The sequence below is a fragment of the Acidovorax sp. Root275 genome, assembly GCF_001428965.1.
Lineage (GTDB): Bacteria > Pseudomonadota > Gammaproteobacteria > Burkholderiales > Burkholderiaceae_C > Acidovorax > Acidovorax radicis.
On record NZ_LMJH01000011.1, the window covers coordinates 261,694 to 276,259 of the forward strand.

11 protein-coding genes are annotated in these 14,566 nt (G+C 66.3%); 6 read left to right on the forward strand and 5 right to left on the reverse strand.

Translation table 11 applies throughout. The features are described from left to right. Positions 1-68: 68 nt before the first annotated feature. Both ASE52_RS24775 and ASE52_RS24780 read right to left on the reverse strand, forming a co-directional pair. Positions 69-515, reverse strand: coding sequence for a DUF2214 family protein (locus ASE52_RS24775; RefSeq protein WP_057230028.1), 447 nt, complete (start codon positions 513-515; stop codon positions 69-71). 220 nt (positions 516-735) lie between these two features. Next, positions 736-2,103 (reverse strand): dicarboxylate/amino acid:cation symporter, encoded by a 1,368-nt coding sequence (locus tag ASE52_RS24780; RefSeq protein WP_010466437.1) that lies wholly within the window; start codon positions 2,101-2,103, stop codon positions 736-738. 229 nt (positions 2,104-2,332) lie between these two features. On the opposite strand from ASE52_RS24780, the gene ASE52_RS24785 reads away from it, so the two are divergent. Beyond that, the gene (locus ASE52_RS24785) at positions 2,333-4,993 is read left to right on the forward strand and encodes a PAS-domain containing protein (protein WP_057230030.1); all 2,661 of its coding nucleotides are present in this window, start codon (positions 2,333-2,335) and stop codon (positions 4,991-4,993) included. A gap of 145 nt (positions 4,994-5,138) precedes the next feature. Here ASE52_RS24785 and ASE52_RS24790 read toward each other — a convergent pair whose 3' ends face one another. The 3 genes from ASE52_RS24790 to ASE52_RS24800 form a co-directional block, all read right to left on the reverse strand. After that, positions 5,139-5,783, reverse strand: coding sequence for a response regulator transcription factor (locus ASE52_RS24790; protein WP_057230031.1), 645 nt, complete (start codon positions 5,781-5,783; stop codon positions 5,139-5,141). A 29-nt stretch (positions 5,784-5,812) separates the two neighbouring features. Further along, a complete protein-coding gene (locus tag ASE52_RS24795) occupies positions 5,813-6,745 on the reverse strand; it encodes a LysR family transcriptional regulator (RefSeq protein ID WP_010466440.1) in 933 nt (310 codons plus the stop codon). Between the two features lie 143 nt (positions 6,746-6,888). Continuing rightward, entirely contained in the window at positions 6,889-8,814 is a 1,926-nt protein-coding gene (locus ASE52_RS24800) for an acyl CoA:acetate/3-ketoacid CoA transferase (RefSeq protein WP_057230033.1), read from the reverse strand. A gap of 266 nt (positions 8,815-9,080) precedes the next feature. Here ASE52_RS24800 and ASE52_RS24805 point away from each other — a divergent pair, with 266 nt between their 5' ends. The 5 genes from ASE52_RS24805 to ASE52_RS24820 all read left to right on the forward strand — a co-directional run. Beyond that, entirely contained in the window at positions 9,081-11,291 is a 2,211-nt protein-coding gene (locus ASE52_RS24805) for a malate synthase G (protein WP_057230090.1), read from the forward strand. Positions 11,292-11,608: 317 nt separating this feature from the next. Next, complete coding sequence (locus ASE52_RS25400) at positions 11,609-11,854, forward strand: cysteine-rich CWC family protein (RefSeq protein WP_082607009.1); 246 nt, start codon at positions 11,609-11,611, stop codon at positions 11,852-11,854. A gap of 141 nt (positions 11,855-11,995) precedes the next feature. Further along, positions 11,996-12,184: a 4-oxalocrotonate tautomerase gene (locus ASE52_RS24810; protein WP_010466444.1), complete on the forward strand. Its 189-nt coding sequence runs from the start codon at positions 11,996-11,998 to the stop codon at positions 12,182-12,184. Positions 12,185-12,349: 165 nt separating this feature from the next. Next, entirely contained in the window at positions 12,350-13,825 is a 1,476-nt protein-coding gene (locus tag ASE52_RS24815; protein WP_057230035.1) for a DHA2 family efflux MFS transporter permease subunit, read from the forward strand. A 206-nt stretch (positions 13,826-14,031) separates the two neighbouring features. Beyond that, positions 14,032-14,566 (forward strand): class II glutamine amidotransferase (locus ASE52_RS24820; RefSeq protein ID WP_057230037.1); only part of this gene is annotated, 535 nt, incomplete at its 3' end.

Consider the following 14,566-nt stretch of genomic DNA (forward strand, 5'->3'; position numbering starts at 1 on the left):
CCGCCCACAAAAAAAGCCGCTGCCCGTTTCGGGTCAGCGGCTTTTTTGTGCGTGGCGGAGTGTACGAACTACCAGCCCCGCGCCCAGAACACCGCGATCACCGCCACCACGGGCAGCACATGCGACTGGATCATCACCAGGCGGCGCACCTTCTTCACCTCCAGTGCGTCGGGCAGGGCGCCCGTGGCCCGCAGGTTGCCGCGCCAGCGCCTAAACATGATCGACGGCCAGATCGACAGGATGGCCATGGCCACCACGATGGTGATCTTGATGTGAAACATGGGCTGGGACACATACCAGGACATGCCCTTGATGCCCCAGGCCAGGCGCGCCAGGCCACTGGCAATCATCAGCACGGCGGCCACGCCGTAGATCACGTCCAGCCGGGCCAGTCGCTCGACCACGGCAGCATTCATCCATTCCATGCGGCACAGGGCAGCCTGGCTCGAAAGAAAGACCACAAAGGTCAGGATGGCCACCAGGTGCAGGGCGGCGAGTACGGCTTCGAGGGTCATAGGGTTCCTTTGCAATACCCCCGTGCCTTGAGTGCGAGCGACCTTTCAGAAACCGGGGCGGCTGCCATTGTGCTTGAGGTGCGCGGGAGGAATTCGCCTCGCTGTCGCACGCGGCCTGCCTGTGTTCATGCGAAGCCGCAGCTTCGGGGCAGTCGAAACGAAAAAGCGGTGCAAGCCCGAGAGCCTGCACCGCCTGGATGAAGTACTGAAGACCGCGCGATCAGGCCACCGTGCGGGCCATCGCACCTACCGGCACATCTGCGGCCACCACCGGCTCCGCCACCGAGGCCGGGGCTGGCAGGGGATGGCCGTTCAGTGCGGCGTCCAGGCGTTCATGGTCCAGCGCGTTTTCCCAGCGCGAGACGACCACGGTGGCCACCGCATTGCCGATGAAGTTGGTCAGCGAGCGGCATTCGCTCATGAAGCGGTCCACCCCCAGGATCAGCGCCATGCCGGCCACGGGCACTTCGGGCACCACCGCCAGCGTGGCGGCCAGGGTGATGAAGCCCGCGCCGGTCACGCCGGCCGCGCCCTTGGAGCTGAGCATCGCCACCAGGAGCAGTGCCACCTGGTGGCCCAGCGTCAGTTCGGTGTTGGTGGCCTGGGCGATGAACAGCGCGGCCAGCGTCATGTAGATGTTGGTGCCGTCCAGGTTGAACGAGTAGCCCGTAGGCACCACAAGGCCCACCACCGACTTGCTGCAGCCGGCCTTTTCCATCTTCTCCATCAGCGAAGGCAAAGCCGACTCGGACGACGAGGTGCCCAGCACCAGCATCAGCTCGGCTTTCAGGTAGCGGCACAGCTTGAACACCGAGAAACCGCACAGCCGGGCCACAAAGCCCAGGATGACCACCACGAACAGCAGCGAGGTGATGTAGAACGAGCCCACCAGCCACGCCAGGTTGACGAGCGAGCCCAGGCCGAACTTGCCAATGGTGAACGCCATGGCACCGAACGCACCGATGGGCGCGGCCTTCATCACGATGCCCACCACCTTGAACACAGGGGTCGTCAGGGCTTCCAGGAAGTTCTGCACCGGGCGGCCTGCCTCACCCACCATGGCCAGGCCGATGCCGAACAGCACTGCCACCAGCAGCACCTGGAGGATGTTGTCGCCCACGAACGGGCTGACCAGCGTCTTGGGGATGATGTCCATCGCAAAGCCGGTGAGCGACATCTCGTGCGACTTGGCCACGTAAGTCTTCACGGCCGTCTGGTCCAGGTCGGCCGGGTTGATGTTCATGCCCGCGCCGGGCTGCACCACGTTGGCCACCACCAGACCGACCACCAGGGCCAGCGTGGAGAAGAACAGGAAATACGCCATGGCCTTGCCAAACACGCGGCCCACGGTGGAGAGCTGCGACATGCCCGCGATGCCGGTCACGATGGTCAGGAAGATCACCGGGGCGATGATCATCTTGACCAGCTTGATGAACGCATCACCCAGCGGCTTGAGCGCCTCGCCATAGGCGGGCTCGAAATGGCCCAGCAACACCCCCAGAACGATGGCGACCACCACCTGGAAATACAGTTGCCGGTAAAAGGGCAGCCGCACGGGGTGGGCTGTGGGGGCGGAAATGGCGTGCATGGATGTCTCCTGAAATCACGAAGGACTGCACCACCGGGGTGCGTCAAGGTGGCCGTTTGTACCGCTGCACGCTGTTTGGGCCGATAACCTATTGGTATTAGTCGCTGGCACCGCCATAGGGCACCGCTTGCCCCAATATAGGGAAAACCCCTAGCACTTGGGCAAGGTGCGGCACACTCGCTCCCGCAACATCTCAGCCTCTGGACTGCGCCAGGAACCCCTTTTCCCCATGACGACGCCCCGCCTCCGAAAATTCTGGACCCTGCTGATCCTCCTGGGGGGCATGGTGGGCAGCATGCTCGCGGCCGGCCAGTGGGCCTGGCAGCGTTCATTGCACGACGAAAACAGCAGCGTACAGAGCCAGCTGGCCCTGTATGGCCAGGCGCTGGCCCAGCGCATCGACCGCTACCGCACCCTGCCCGAGGTACTGGCCCTGGACGCGCAGCTTCGCGATGCCCTGAGCCGCCCCCTCAGCACGACCGACGTGAAGCAGCTCAACCACAAGCTGGAGCAGGCCAACGGGGCCAGCCAGTCGTCCACGCTCACGCTGCTCAACCGCGACGGCCTGGCCCTCGCGGCCAGCAACTGGCGCACGGCCACGAGCAATGTGGGCGTGGACTACAGCTTTCGCCCCTATGTGCAGCAGGCGCTGGCGCAGGGGCGCGGCAGCTTCTACGGCATCGGCGTGACCACGGGCGAGCCCGGCTACTTCCTGTCGCAGGCCATCCGCGACAACAGCGGCCACACGCTGGGCCTGGTGGTCATCAAGATCGCCCTGCAGGAACTGGAGCGTGAATGGCTGCAGACGACGGACATCGTGCTCGCCTCGGACGCACATGGGGTGGTCTTCCTGGCCAGCCAGGACGTGTGGCGCTACCGCCTGCTGGAGCCACTGGACGACGAGGATCGCCGCGAGCTGAACGCCACCCGGCAATACGCCGAGCAGCCGCTGCGCCCGCTGGAATACCGCGTGGTGGAAACCATGGACCACGGCGGCCGGCTGGTCAGCGTACAGGCCCCCGCCCTGGCCGGCCGCGTGCTGTGGCAGACCCAACAACTGCCCGGCACCCCATGGCAGCTGCACCTGCTGCACGAGACACACAACAGCTTCGCGGACAGCCGCTGGGCCGCCGCTGCGGGTGCGGGCGGCTGGCTGGCGCTGGGCCTGCTGGTGCTGTTCGTGCGCCAGCGCCAGCGCCTGTCCAGCCTGCGCCAGCGCAGCCGCCAGGAGCTGGAAACCGTGCTGCACCAGCATGCCCAGGAGCTGCGCACCGCACAGGACGGCATCGTGCAGGCGGCGCAGCAGGCCGATACGGGGCTGTCGCGCAGCCTGGAACACCTGCCACAGGGCGTGGTCATCATCGACGCCGACCTGAACCTCGTGGCCTGGAACTCGCGCTACGTGCAGCTGTTTCGCTTTCCCGGCGACCTGATGCGCGTGGGCCAGCCGATTGCCAACCTGCTGCGCCACAACGCGCGCCGGGGCCTGCTGGGGCCTGGCCCGGTGGACGAGGCCATTGCACGCCGGCTGGCCCATCTGCGCAGCGGCACGCCGCACCTGCACGAAAGCGCCAAGGACGACGGCACGGTGCTGGAGATCCGGGGCAACCCGCTGCCCGAAGGCGGCTTTGTGACCAGCTACGCCGACATCACCAGCTACAAGAACGCCGCGCGCGAACTGCGCAGCCTGGCCGACGCGCTGGAGCAGCGCGTGGCCGACCGCACGCGCGACCTGGATGCCGCCCGGCGCGAAGCCGAGCAGGCCAACCGCTACAAGACCCGCTTTGTGGCGGCCGCCGTGCACGACCTGCTGCAGCCGCTGAACGCCGCGCGCATGTTCACCTCGCTGCTGCGCGGGCACCTGCAGGGCGAGGCCGAGCGGCATGCGGTGGACAGCATCGACGGCGCGCTGGCCTCGCAGGACGCGATCCTCAACAGCCTGCTGGACATCGCGCGCATGGAGTCGGGGCAGCTTGACGTGCGCGTGCGCGATGTGGCGCTGGGCCCGCTGCTGCAGGTGCTGGGCCACAACTTTGGCGTGCTGGCCGAGAGCCAGGGCCTTGCACTGCGCTGCGTGCCCACCACCGCCGTGGTCCGCACCGACGAAAACCTGCTGCGCCGCATCCTGCAGAACTTTGTCTCCAACGCCATCCGCTACAGCCGGCACGGGTGCATCGTGGTGGGCTGCCGCCGCGAGGGTGACCACCATGTCCGCATCGAGGTGCATGACCAGGGCCCGGGCATCCCCGAGGCACTGCAGCGCGAGATCTTCGAGGAGTTCCGCCGCCTCGACGAGGGCCAGGGCGGCGACCGGGGCGCAGGCCTGGGCCTGGCCATTGTCGAGCGCCTGGGCCGCCTGCTGGGCCACCCGATCGGCCTGCGCTCGCAGCTGGGGCGGGGCAGCGTGTTTTCGGTGCGCGTGCCGCTGGGTGACCCGGCCGCCGTGCAACCCATCGGCCCCGCCACCACGTTGCCTGAACAGGGTGACGACGCCCCACTGCACGGCAGCAGCGCCTGGGTGATCGAGGACGACGGCCCCACCTGCGCCGCCACCCGGGCCCTGCTGGAACGCTGGGGTTGCCAGGTGCCGCTGGCCGCTGGTGCGCCCGAAGCGCTGGCCCAGGCCCAACCCGGCCAGGCCCCGCAACTGGTGCTGCTGGATGTGCACCTGGGCCCCGGCCACCATGGCCCCGATGTCTATGCCGCGCTGTGCCAGCGCTGGGGGCAGACGCCCGCCGTGATCCTGGTCACCGCCGAGCGCGACGCCACCTTGCGCCGCCAGGCCGCCGAACGCGGCTGGGGCTTTCTGGCCAAGCCGTTGCGGGCGCCAGCGCTGCGGGCGCTGATGAGCCAGACGTTGTTGCGGCTGAGGCAAGGGTCATCCCCCTGAGCCGCTGGCGCGGCGTCTCGCGCATCGCGCCGGGGCCCGTTGTGAGGCAGCAATCCAATCGCTCCATTTTTGATAGCAACCAGCGCTTTACACATAAGCGATAGCGATCATTTTTATTCAAAAAATTGCCACAAACTACCGTCCATCAATCCGAAACACCGTCCTCCGTCTCCAGGCTTTTGACCAGCACCGCCGCCTGGGTGCGGCTGTAGCACTCCAGCTTCTTCAGGATTGCGGTCACGTGCACCTTCACCGTGTTCTCCGCCAGGCCCAGTGCGGCGGCGATCTGCTTGTTGAGCAGCCCGTCGGCCAGGCACAGCAGCACGCGGAACTGCTGGGGCGTGAGCTGCGCCAGCCGCGCGGCCAGCTCGGCGTCGGCCTCGGAGCGCTCGGCCGCCATGGGCGGAAACCCGCTGCCGCCGTCGAGCACGGCCTGGATGGCGTCGCCCATGGCCTCGGCGGGCGCGGACTTAGGGATGAAACCCGCCGCACCAAACTGCTGCGCGCGCCGGATGACACGCGGGTGGTCGTTGGACGAAATGATCACCACCGGCAGCTCGGGGTATTCGCCGCGCACATGCAGCAGGGCCGAGAAGCCGCGTGTGCCGGGCATGCTCAGGTCCAGCAGCACGAGCTCGATCTCCGGGTGCTCCTGCAGCGCCGTGCCCAGCGTGGCGGCGCTGGCCGCCTCCAGCGTGCGGTACTGGGGCAGCCGATCGCGCAGCACGTGCAGCACGGCCGCGCGGAACAGCGGGTGGTCGTCAGCGACGAGAAGCGTGGGCTCGGACATGGAATGTGCAGTCTGCCACGGGGCGGTGGTCAGCCGCCCTGGGGACCTTTCCAGAACGCGGGCTGTGCGTACTGGTGCTTCAGGAAGTCGATCCACAGCCGCACGCGCAACGGCAGGTGTTTGCGCTGGGGGAACACCACGTAGATGCCGTTGGGCGGCGCGGCAAAGTCCTCCAGCACCGCGACCAGGCGGCCGGCGGCGATCTCGGCCTCGACCTCCCAGGTGCTGCGCCAGGCAATGCCCCAGCCGCCCAGGCACCAGTCGTGCAGCACCTGGCCGTCAGAACAGTCGAGCGGCCCGCCGGGCTTCAGATGCATGACCTCCGTGGCGCCATCCGCAAGGGGCACCCGGAACGCCCAGCCGCGCGTCTGCGATGCGTCGCTCGACAGCGTGAGGCAGTCGTGCTGCACGAGTTCTCCCGGCGCACGCGGGGTGCCGCGCCGGGCCAGGTATTCGGGCGTGGCCACGCACAGGCGGCGGTTGTCGGCGATGCGCACGCTCACGAGCGACGAGTCGGGCAGGTCGCCCACACGCACCGCGCAGTCAAAACCTTCGCCAGCCAGATCGACCACGCGGTCGCTGAGGTTGAGCGAGATGGTCACGTCCGGGTGCGCCGAGCGAAAACGCGGCACCAGCGGCGCCACATGGCGGCGGCCAAAACCAGCCGGGGCGGTGATGCGCAAATGGCCCGTTGCCTTGACGCCGCCTTCGGACACGCTGGCCTCGGCATTCGCCACGTCGGACAGCAGGCGCTGGCAGTCTTCCAGAAACGCGCTGCCCTCGTGCGTGAGGCTGATGCGGCGGGTGGTGCGCACCAAGAGCTTCACGCCCAGGTGCTCTTCGAGCGCATCCAGCCGACGGCCCATGATGGCGGGTGCCACGCCCTCGGCCTTGGCGGCTGCCGTGAGGCTGCCGCGCGTGGCCACCGACACAAAGGATTCGAAGGCCTTGAGTTTGTCCATGGGCGGTGATTATGGAGACATCCGCGCCGGGGCCTGCACCCGGCCGCTGCAGCGCGGCGGCGCCTGGCGGCTGAAAAACTTGAAGCAAAAACAGGCCCTTGCGCGCGGCCAGATTGCCTTGATAGCTATTATTAATATAGCAATCAGGTCAAACGGGACTTGAGGAATCCCACGGTGCCGTAGCGCTTGACCTCCGCGTAGTGGTCGCGCGTGAGGCCTTGCACCATGGCCGCATAAGCATCCGCCAGGTCGGGTGCGATGGTGAAGTGGTCGTAGTTCACGATCACGCCCACACGCTCGCCTTGTGCGGCGAGCGGGGCGAGCAGGCGGCGCACCTCCTGGTCGATGGCGTCGATGGTGCTGGCGGTGTTGATCTGCAGGCCCGAGAAGTCGATGTGCAGCAGTTGGCGTGCGGCATCCAGCTCGAAGCGCTGCACCAGCGGGCGGTTGAGCAGCTGCTCGCGCAGACCCAGCGGGCCGGGCTCGAACAGGCGCAGGTCCATGGTCTGCAAGCCGGGGCTGATGCGCGGCGTGAATGCCATGTGGGCCAGCACGTCGCGGTGCAGGTCGATGCCGGGCGCCAACTCGATCAGCTCCAGCGCACCGCCGCCATCCACCTCGCCCGAGGGCACCAGGCGGAACACGCAGCGCTCGGTCACATACAGCACGCGCTGGCCGCGCCGCAGGGCTTCGGCGCCGCTGAAGGTGCGGTGCTCGACCTCGCGCACCAGCTTGCGCGCGCCGCCTTCGTGCAGGATGTGCAGGTGGCCGTCGACCGCCTCGACCTGCAGCGCCCCCGCCGTGAAGGTGCCGACGAACACCACGGTCTTGGCGTTCTGGCTGATGTTGATGAAGCCGCCCGCACCCGCCAGGCGCGGCCCGAACTTGCTCACGTTGAGGTTGCCGTGCTGGTCGGCCTGTGCGAGGCCCAGGATGGCGATGTCCAGGCCGCCACCGTCGTAGAAGTCGAACTGGTTGGGCTGGTCGATGATGGCCTGCGGGTTCACGGCGGCGCCGAAGTTCAGGCCCCCTGCGGGGATGCCGCCGATCACGCCGGGCTCGGCCGTGAGCGTGACGAGGTCGATGATGCGCTCTTCAGCCGCTACGTTGGCCACGCCCTCGGGCATGCCGATGCCCAGGTTCACCACCTGGTGCGGGCGCAGCTCCAGTGCCGCGCGGCGGGCGATGATCTTGCGCTCGGTGAGCGGCATGGCCTCCAGCGTGTCCATGGGCACACGCAGCTCGCCCGCAAACGCGGCGCTGTAGGGCTCGGCAAAGGTCTGGTGGTGGTGCGCGGGCTCGGTGGCCAGCACCACGGCGTCCACCAGCACACCGGGCACCTTCACCTGCCGGGGGTTGAGCGTGCCGCGCTCGGCGATGCGCTCGACCTGCGCGATGACCACGCCACCCGAGTTGCGCGCGGCCATGGCGATGGCCAGCGCTTCGAGCGTGAGCGCCTCGCGCTCCATGGTGAGGTTGCCGTCCGCGTCGGCCGTGGTCGCGCGGATGATGCCCACGTGGATGGGGAAGGCCTTGTAGAACAGGTAGTCCTGCCCGTCGATGGGGAGGATACGCACCAGGTCTTCGGTGGTGCGCGCATTGAGCTTGCCGCCGCCGTGGCGCGGGTCCACGAAGGTGTCGAGGCCCACGCGCGTGAGCGTGCCGGGCTTGCCTGCAGCGATGTCGCGAAACAGGTGCGTGATCACGCCCTGCGGCAGGTTCCAGGCTTCGATCTGGTTGTCCACCGCGAGCTTCTGGATGCGCGGCACCAGGCTCCAGTGCCCGCCGATCACACGCTTGAGCAGGCCCGCATGGCCCAGGTGGTTGAGGCCGCGCTGCTTGCCGTCGCCCTGGCCTGCGGCGTAGACCAGCGTGAGGTCGCGCGGGGTTTGCGTCGATTCCCAGCGCTGGGCCAGCGCCACGGCAATGCTCTCGGCAAAGCCAATGCCCACAAAGCCGCCCGTGGCCACGGTGTCGCCGTCATGGATGAGCAACACCGCGTCGGCGGCGCTGACGATCTTGTTCTTGTAGGCAGCGTTCAGCGCGCCAGCGGCCAGGGGTGCCTGCATGGTTTTGTCTCCCGTTGGGGTCATTTTTTTTGCGCCGGGGTCTCCGTCCTTCGCCCCGGCACTTGGCGCAGCGTAGTGCTTTACCAGTCGCTGCGCCATTCCGTGCAATTACGGACTGTCACCAGTTTTGCTTAAAAGTCATTGGTTTCGAGCTTTTCAGCGTATTTATGTGGGCAAACATTTGCAATACAGTCTGGCTCATGGGGTCCACCCGTGTGGGCCCTGCTGCTTTTTCCCCATTCACCTTCAAGACCCAAGGCACCCCCATGACCGACCGCACCGCAATCCACGGCCTGCAAGTGGCCACCTCCCTGTACCGCTTTGTCGACGACAAGGTGCTGCCCGGCACGGGTGTCGATGCCGCCGCGTTCTGGAAGGGTTTTGACGCCATCGTGGCCGATCTGGCCCCGCGCAACATCGCCCTGCTGGCCGAGCGCGACCGCCTGCAGACCGAGCTCGATACCTGGCACAAGGCCAACCCCGGCCCCATCAAGGACATGGTGGCCTACCGCGGCTTCCTCGAAAAGATCGGCTATCTGGTGCCCCAGCCCGCCGACGTCAAGGCCACCACGGCCAACGTGGACGACGAGCTGGCCACCCAGGCCGGCCCGCAGCTGGTGGTACCCATCCTGAACGCCCGCTACGCACTGAATGCCGCCAACGCCCGCTGGGGCAGCCTGTACGACGCGCTGTACGGCACCGATGCCATCCCCGAGACCGACGGTGCCGAAAAGGGCAAGGGCTACAACCCTGTGCGCGGCGCCAAGGTGATCGCGTTTGCGCGCCAGGTGCTGGACGACATCGCGCCCCTGGCCAGCGGCTCGCACAAGGATTCGACCGGCTACCGCGTCGAAGGCGGCCAGTTGGTCGTCTCGCTCGCCAACGGCAGCACCACGGGCCTGAAGGACGCATCGCAGTTCAAGGGCTACCAGGGCGATGCCGCTGCGCCCAAGTCGGTGCTGCTGCAGCACAACGGCCTGCACCTTGACATCCAGATCGACCGCGCAACGCCCATCGGCCAGACCGATGCCGCGGGCGTGAGCGACCTGGTGCTGGAAGCGGCCCTGTCCACCATCCTGGACCTGGAAGACTCCGTGGCCGCCGTGGACGCGGAGGACAAGGTGCTGGGCTACAGCAACTGGCTGGGCATCATCCAGGCCACGCTGACCGAGCAGGTCGCCAAGGGCGGCAAGACCATCACGCGCGGACTGAACCCCGACCGCGTCTATACCGGCCCGGCTGGTGGCGAAGTGCGCCTGCATGGCCGCTCGCTCATGTTCCTGCGCAACGTGGGCCACCTGATGACCAACCCGGCCATCCTGTGGACCGACGCGCAGGGCCAGGTGCGCGAGATCCCTGAAGGCATCATGGACGCGGTCGTGACCACCGCCATCGCGCTGCACGACCTGCAAGGGCACGGCAAAGACGGCATCCGCAACTCCCGTAAGGGCAGCGTCTACATCGTCAAGCCCAAGATGCACGGTCCCGCCGAAGTGGGCTTTGCCAGTGACCTGTTCGGCCGCGTGGAACAACTGCTGGGCCTGCCTGCCAACACCGTGAAGCTGGGCATCATGGACGAGGAGCGCCGCACGTCCGTCAACCTGAAGGCCTGCATCGCCGCCGCATCGGCCCGCGTGGCCTTCATCAACACCGGCTTCCTGGACCGCACCGGCGACGAGATGCACACCGCCATGCACGCCGGCCCCATGGTGCGCAAGGGCGACATGAAGACCAGCGCCTGGATCCAGTCGTACGAGAAGAACAACGTGCTCGTGGGCCTCTCCTGCGGACTGCGCGGCAAGGCGCAGATCGGCAAGGGCATGTGGGCCATGCCCGACCTGATGGCCGAGATGCTCAAGCAGAAGATCGCCCACCCCAAGGCCGGCGCCAACACGGCCTGGGTGCCCAGCCCCACGGGCGCCACGCTGCACGCGCTGCACTACCACCAGGTGAAGGTGAGCGACATCCAGATCGAGCTGGAAAAGACCGACGTGAACGCCGAGCGCGACAACCTGCTGACCGGCCTGCTCACCGTGCCCGTGGCCGCCGCCCCGAACTGGAGCAACGCCGAGAAGCAGCAGGAGCTGGACAACAACGCCCAGGGCATTCTGGGCTACGTGGTGCGCTGGGTGGACCAGGGCGTGGGCTGCTCCAAGGTGCCTGACATCCACAACGTGGGCCTGATGGAAGACCGCGCCACGCTGCGCATCAGCAGCCAGCACATGGCCAACTGGCTGTTGCACGGCGTGGTGACACCTGCCCAGGTCAAGGAAACCTTCGAGCGCATGGCTGCGGTGGTGGACGGCCAGAATGCCGGCGACCCGCTGTACCAGCCCATGGCGGGCCACTTTGACACCAGCTACGCCTACCGCGCAGCGCTGGACCTGGTGCTCAAGGGCGAAGAGCAACCCAGCGGCTACACGGAGCCACTGCTGCACGCCTGGCGCCTGAAGCTGAAAGCGGCACAGGCGGCCTGAGCGGAGGCTGTGGAGCGCGCAAGGGCATGGGGCGCGCTTTACAAAGGGTGATTACTCTTTTTTTGATAGCATCTAGCGCATGATAGTCAAGCGCTAGCTGCTATTTTTGCTTGAAACTTCCCTCACCGCCTCTCGACCGCACTGCACGGAACCCAAGCCGATCGACTGAAATGTCGCAGGCTTGAGGGAACCGGCCCCGGTCAGAGGCAGCCCAGGCAGGCCGGCTCCGCATCGGCGCCTGCGCTTGCGCCGTACACTGGCTCACGACATGCTGGCATTCGCGGGCATGACGCCCCCTCAACGCGCCCCATCTGCCTATGACCTCCCGCTCGTTCAACGCGGCCGACGCGGCCGCAGCATCCGTCTGCCCCCTGTGTGGGCAGGCGAACCTTTGCGCGATCGCCGCAGGGCAGCCCGCCGAGAGCTGCTGGTGCATGGCACCCCACACCATCGCCCCCGAGGCACTGACCGCCCTGCCACCCGAGCAGCGGGGCAAGACCTGCATCTGTCCGGCCTGCGGGTCATCCGGGGGGCAGCCACCACCGCAGCCCGCGTCGATATGATTTCGCCTTTGTTTTTATTTTTGTTGTGACTTTCGCAAAACAGGCCTCAGGCAAGCGGCTCACCCCAAGGCGAGACGGCTGTCGCATCCTGATTTGCATGAGTCCTGTTTGTTCACCCACCCATATTGCAAGGAAGCTGACATGCCCACGTACCACGTCGAAATGATGGAAGGCCGCACGGTCGAACAAAAGAAGAAACTGGTGGAGGAAATCACCCGCGTCTCCGTCGAAATACTGGGCGGCTCGCCCGAGTCCGTGGACATTCTGATCACCGACATCAAGCGCGAGAACTGGGCCACGGGTGGCAAGCTCTGGTCCGAAAGGACTTGAAGGCAACCCCCTGAGGCACTGCCCACCGCCCCCTTCTCTCGACTCGCTGCACGATTCGGGAAGGGAGACACGCGGGGAGTGCAGGGGGACGGCCCTCGCGTGGGTTTTGCGCATTTTTGACGGCCGTTGCCTCTCAGACCGGATAGTTGCCCCGAGACCCACCCCATGACCACGCAGCCGCCCTCAGGATCCCTCGCCGTATTGCGGGAACGCTACGGAGAGCGCTATCGCTGGCTGGTGTTGCTGTCCGTCATGGTGGGCACGATGGCGTCGATCATGTCGTCCACCATCGTGAACGTGGCCATCCCCGACATGAGCCACTACTTCACGCTGGGCCAGGAACGGGCGCAGTGGGTCACATCGGGGTTCATGGTCGCAACCACGGTCTCGATGCTCACCACACCCTGGCTGCTGTCGCGCTACGGGTACCGCGCCACCTACGTGGGCGCCATGTTGCTGCTGTTGGCGGGTGGCATTGGCGGCGGACTGGCCCAGGACTTCGGTCTGGTGCTGGTCGCCCGGGTGGCGGAGGGCCTGGCGGCAGGCGTTGTTCAACCCATCCCGGCCGTCATCATTCTTTACGCCTTCAAACCCCACGAGCAGGGGCGCGCCAGCGGCATCTTTGGCATGGGCGTTGTGCTGGCACCCGCCATCGGGCCCAGCATCGGGGGTCTGCTGGTGGACTGGTTTGGCTGGCGCTCCATCTTCTTCATGGTCGTGCCCCTGTGCCTGGCGTCCATTGCGCTGGCCTACAAATTTGTGCCCGTCACCGCGCCCGGCGGCGTGGAGGCCAATCGCCAAGGAGAGGCGTTGGACTGGCGCGGCCTGCTTCTGGGCACCGTGGGCACCCTGTGCCTGCTCAATGGACTGGTGTCGTTGCATGGCGGCTCCGCATCCGAGGCCGGGATCTTGTTGCTGGGCGCGGTGGTGGCAGTGGGCTGCTTCATCGCTTGGCAGCGCACGCTCCTTCGCAGGGGGCGCAAGCCGTTAATGGATCTGCGCCTGTTCCAGTACCGACAGTTTGCGATGGGCAGCGTGGTGGCCTTCATCTATGGCACGGCGTTGTTTGGCTCGACGTATCTGCTGCCGGTGTTCATGCAGCTGGGTCTGGAGCTGTCCGCCTCGCACGTAGGCACACTCATGCTGCCCGCCGGTTTTGTCCTCGCGGCCACCATCGCCTTGGTGGGCCGCCTCGCAGACCGGCAGCCGACCCACCTCCTCGTCAGCATCGGCCTGGGTTTGCTGGCGCTGTCCTTTGGATTGATGGTGTTCGTGGGGCTGAACTCTTCACTGTGGATGCTGGTCGCCTTTGCCATTCTGGGACGCATTGGCCTGGGGTTCATCCTGCCTTCGCTGAATCTGGGCGCCATGCGACCCCTGGACAAGTCGCTGATCTCCCAAGGCTCCAGTGCCATCGGTTTTCTGCGCATGCTAGGGGGTGCTGCAGGCGTGAGTCTTTGCGGCATCGTCCTCGAGTGGCGACTGGGTGCCCACGGTGCATCGCTGGCAGCCGCAGCCAGCAACACGGCACGGATCGCCGCGTTCGGTGAGACTTTTTTGATGCTGACCTTTTTGTGTTTGCTGGCCTTGGTGGCGGCATGGCAACTGCGCGAGGCGAGTTCCTCTTCGGATGACGCATGACCCGCTCGATCGTGCGGGTCAAGGGGTACTTCGGTACTGCTCAGCCCACAACCTGCTTGCTCGTCCACACTTTTCCCACAGAGCCCACCATCATGGCGCTATAAACGGAGTGGCTGTTTGCCTTTCCTTTTTGCGGCAATAGCTGAAACCGGTGGATTGCCAGCCATCTCCCATTCTTACCACCCAGCCGAAACGAAATTCAAGCCATGTGCCAACTGCTCGGCATGAACTGCAACGTGCCCACCGATGTGACTTTCAGCTTCACGGGGTTTGCACAACGTGGTGGAAAGACCGACCACCACAGCGATGGCTGGGGAATTGCCTTCTTCGAAGACAAGGGGCTGCGGCACTTTGTGGACCATCTGGCGGCGGTGGACTCCCCAGTGGCGGAGCTGATCCGCCGCTATCCGATCAAGAGCAAGAACGTCATCGCACATATCCGCAAAGCGACCCAGGGAGTGGTCAGCCTGCAAAACTGCCACCCCTTTGTGCGTGAGCTATGGGGGCGCTACTGGGTGTTTGCCCACAACGGCGATCTCAAGGATTTTCGACCGCGCCTGCACTCGCATTTCCGGCCCGTGGGAGATACCGACAGTGAGCATGCCTTCTGCTGGATCATGCAGGAACTGGCCAAGTCACATGCCAGCGTGCCCTCCATTTCTGAGCTGACATTGACGCTCAAGGAATTGGCGGCCCACATATGCCCACGCGGGACGTTCAATTTCCTGCTGTCCAACGGGC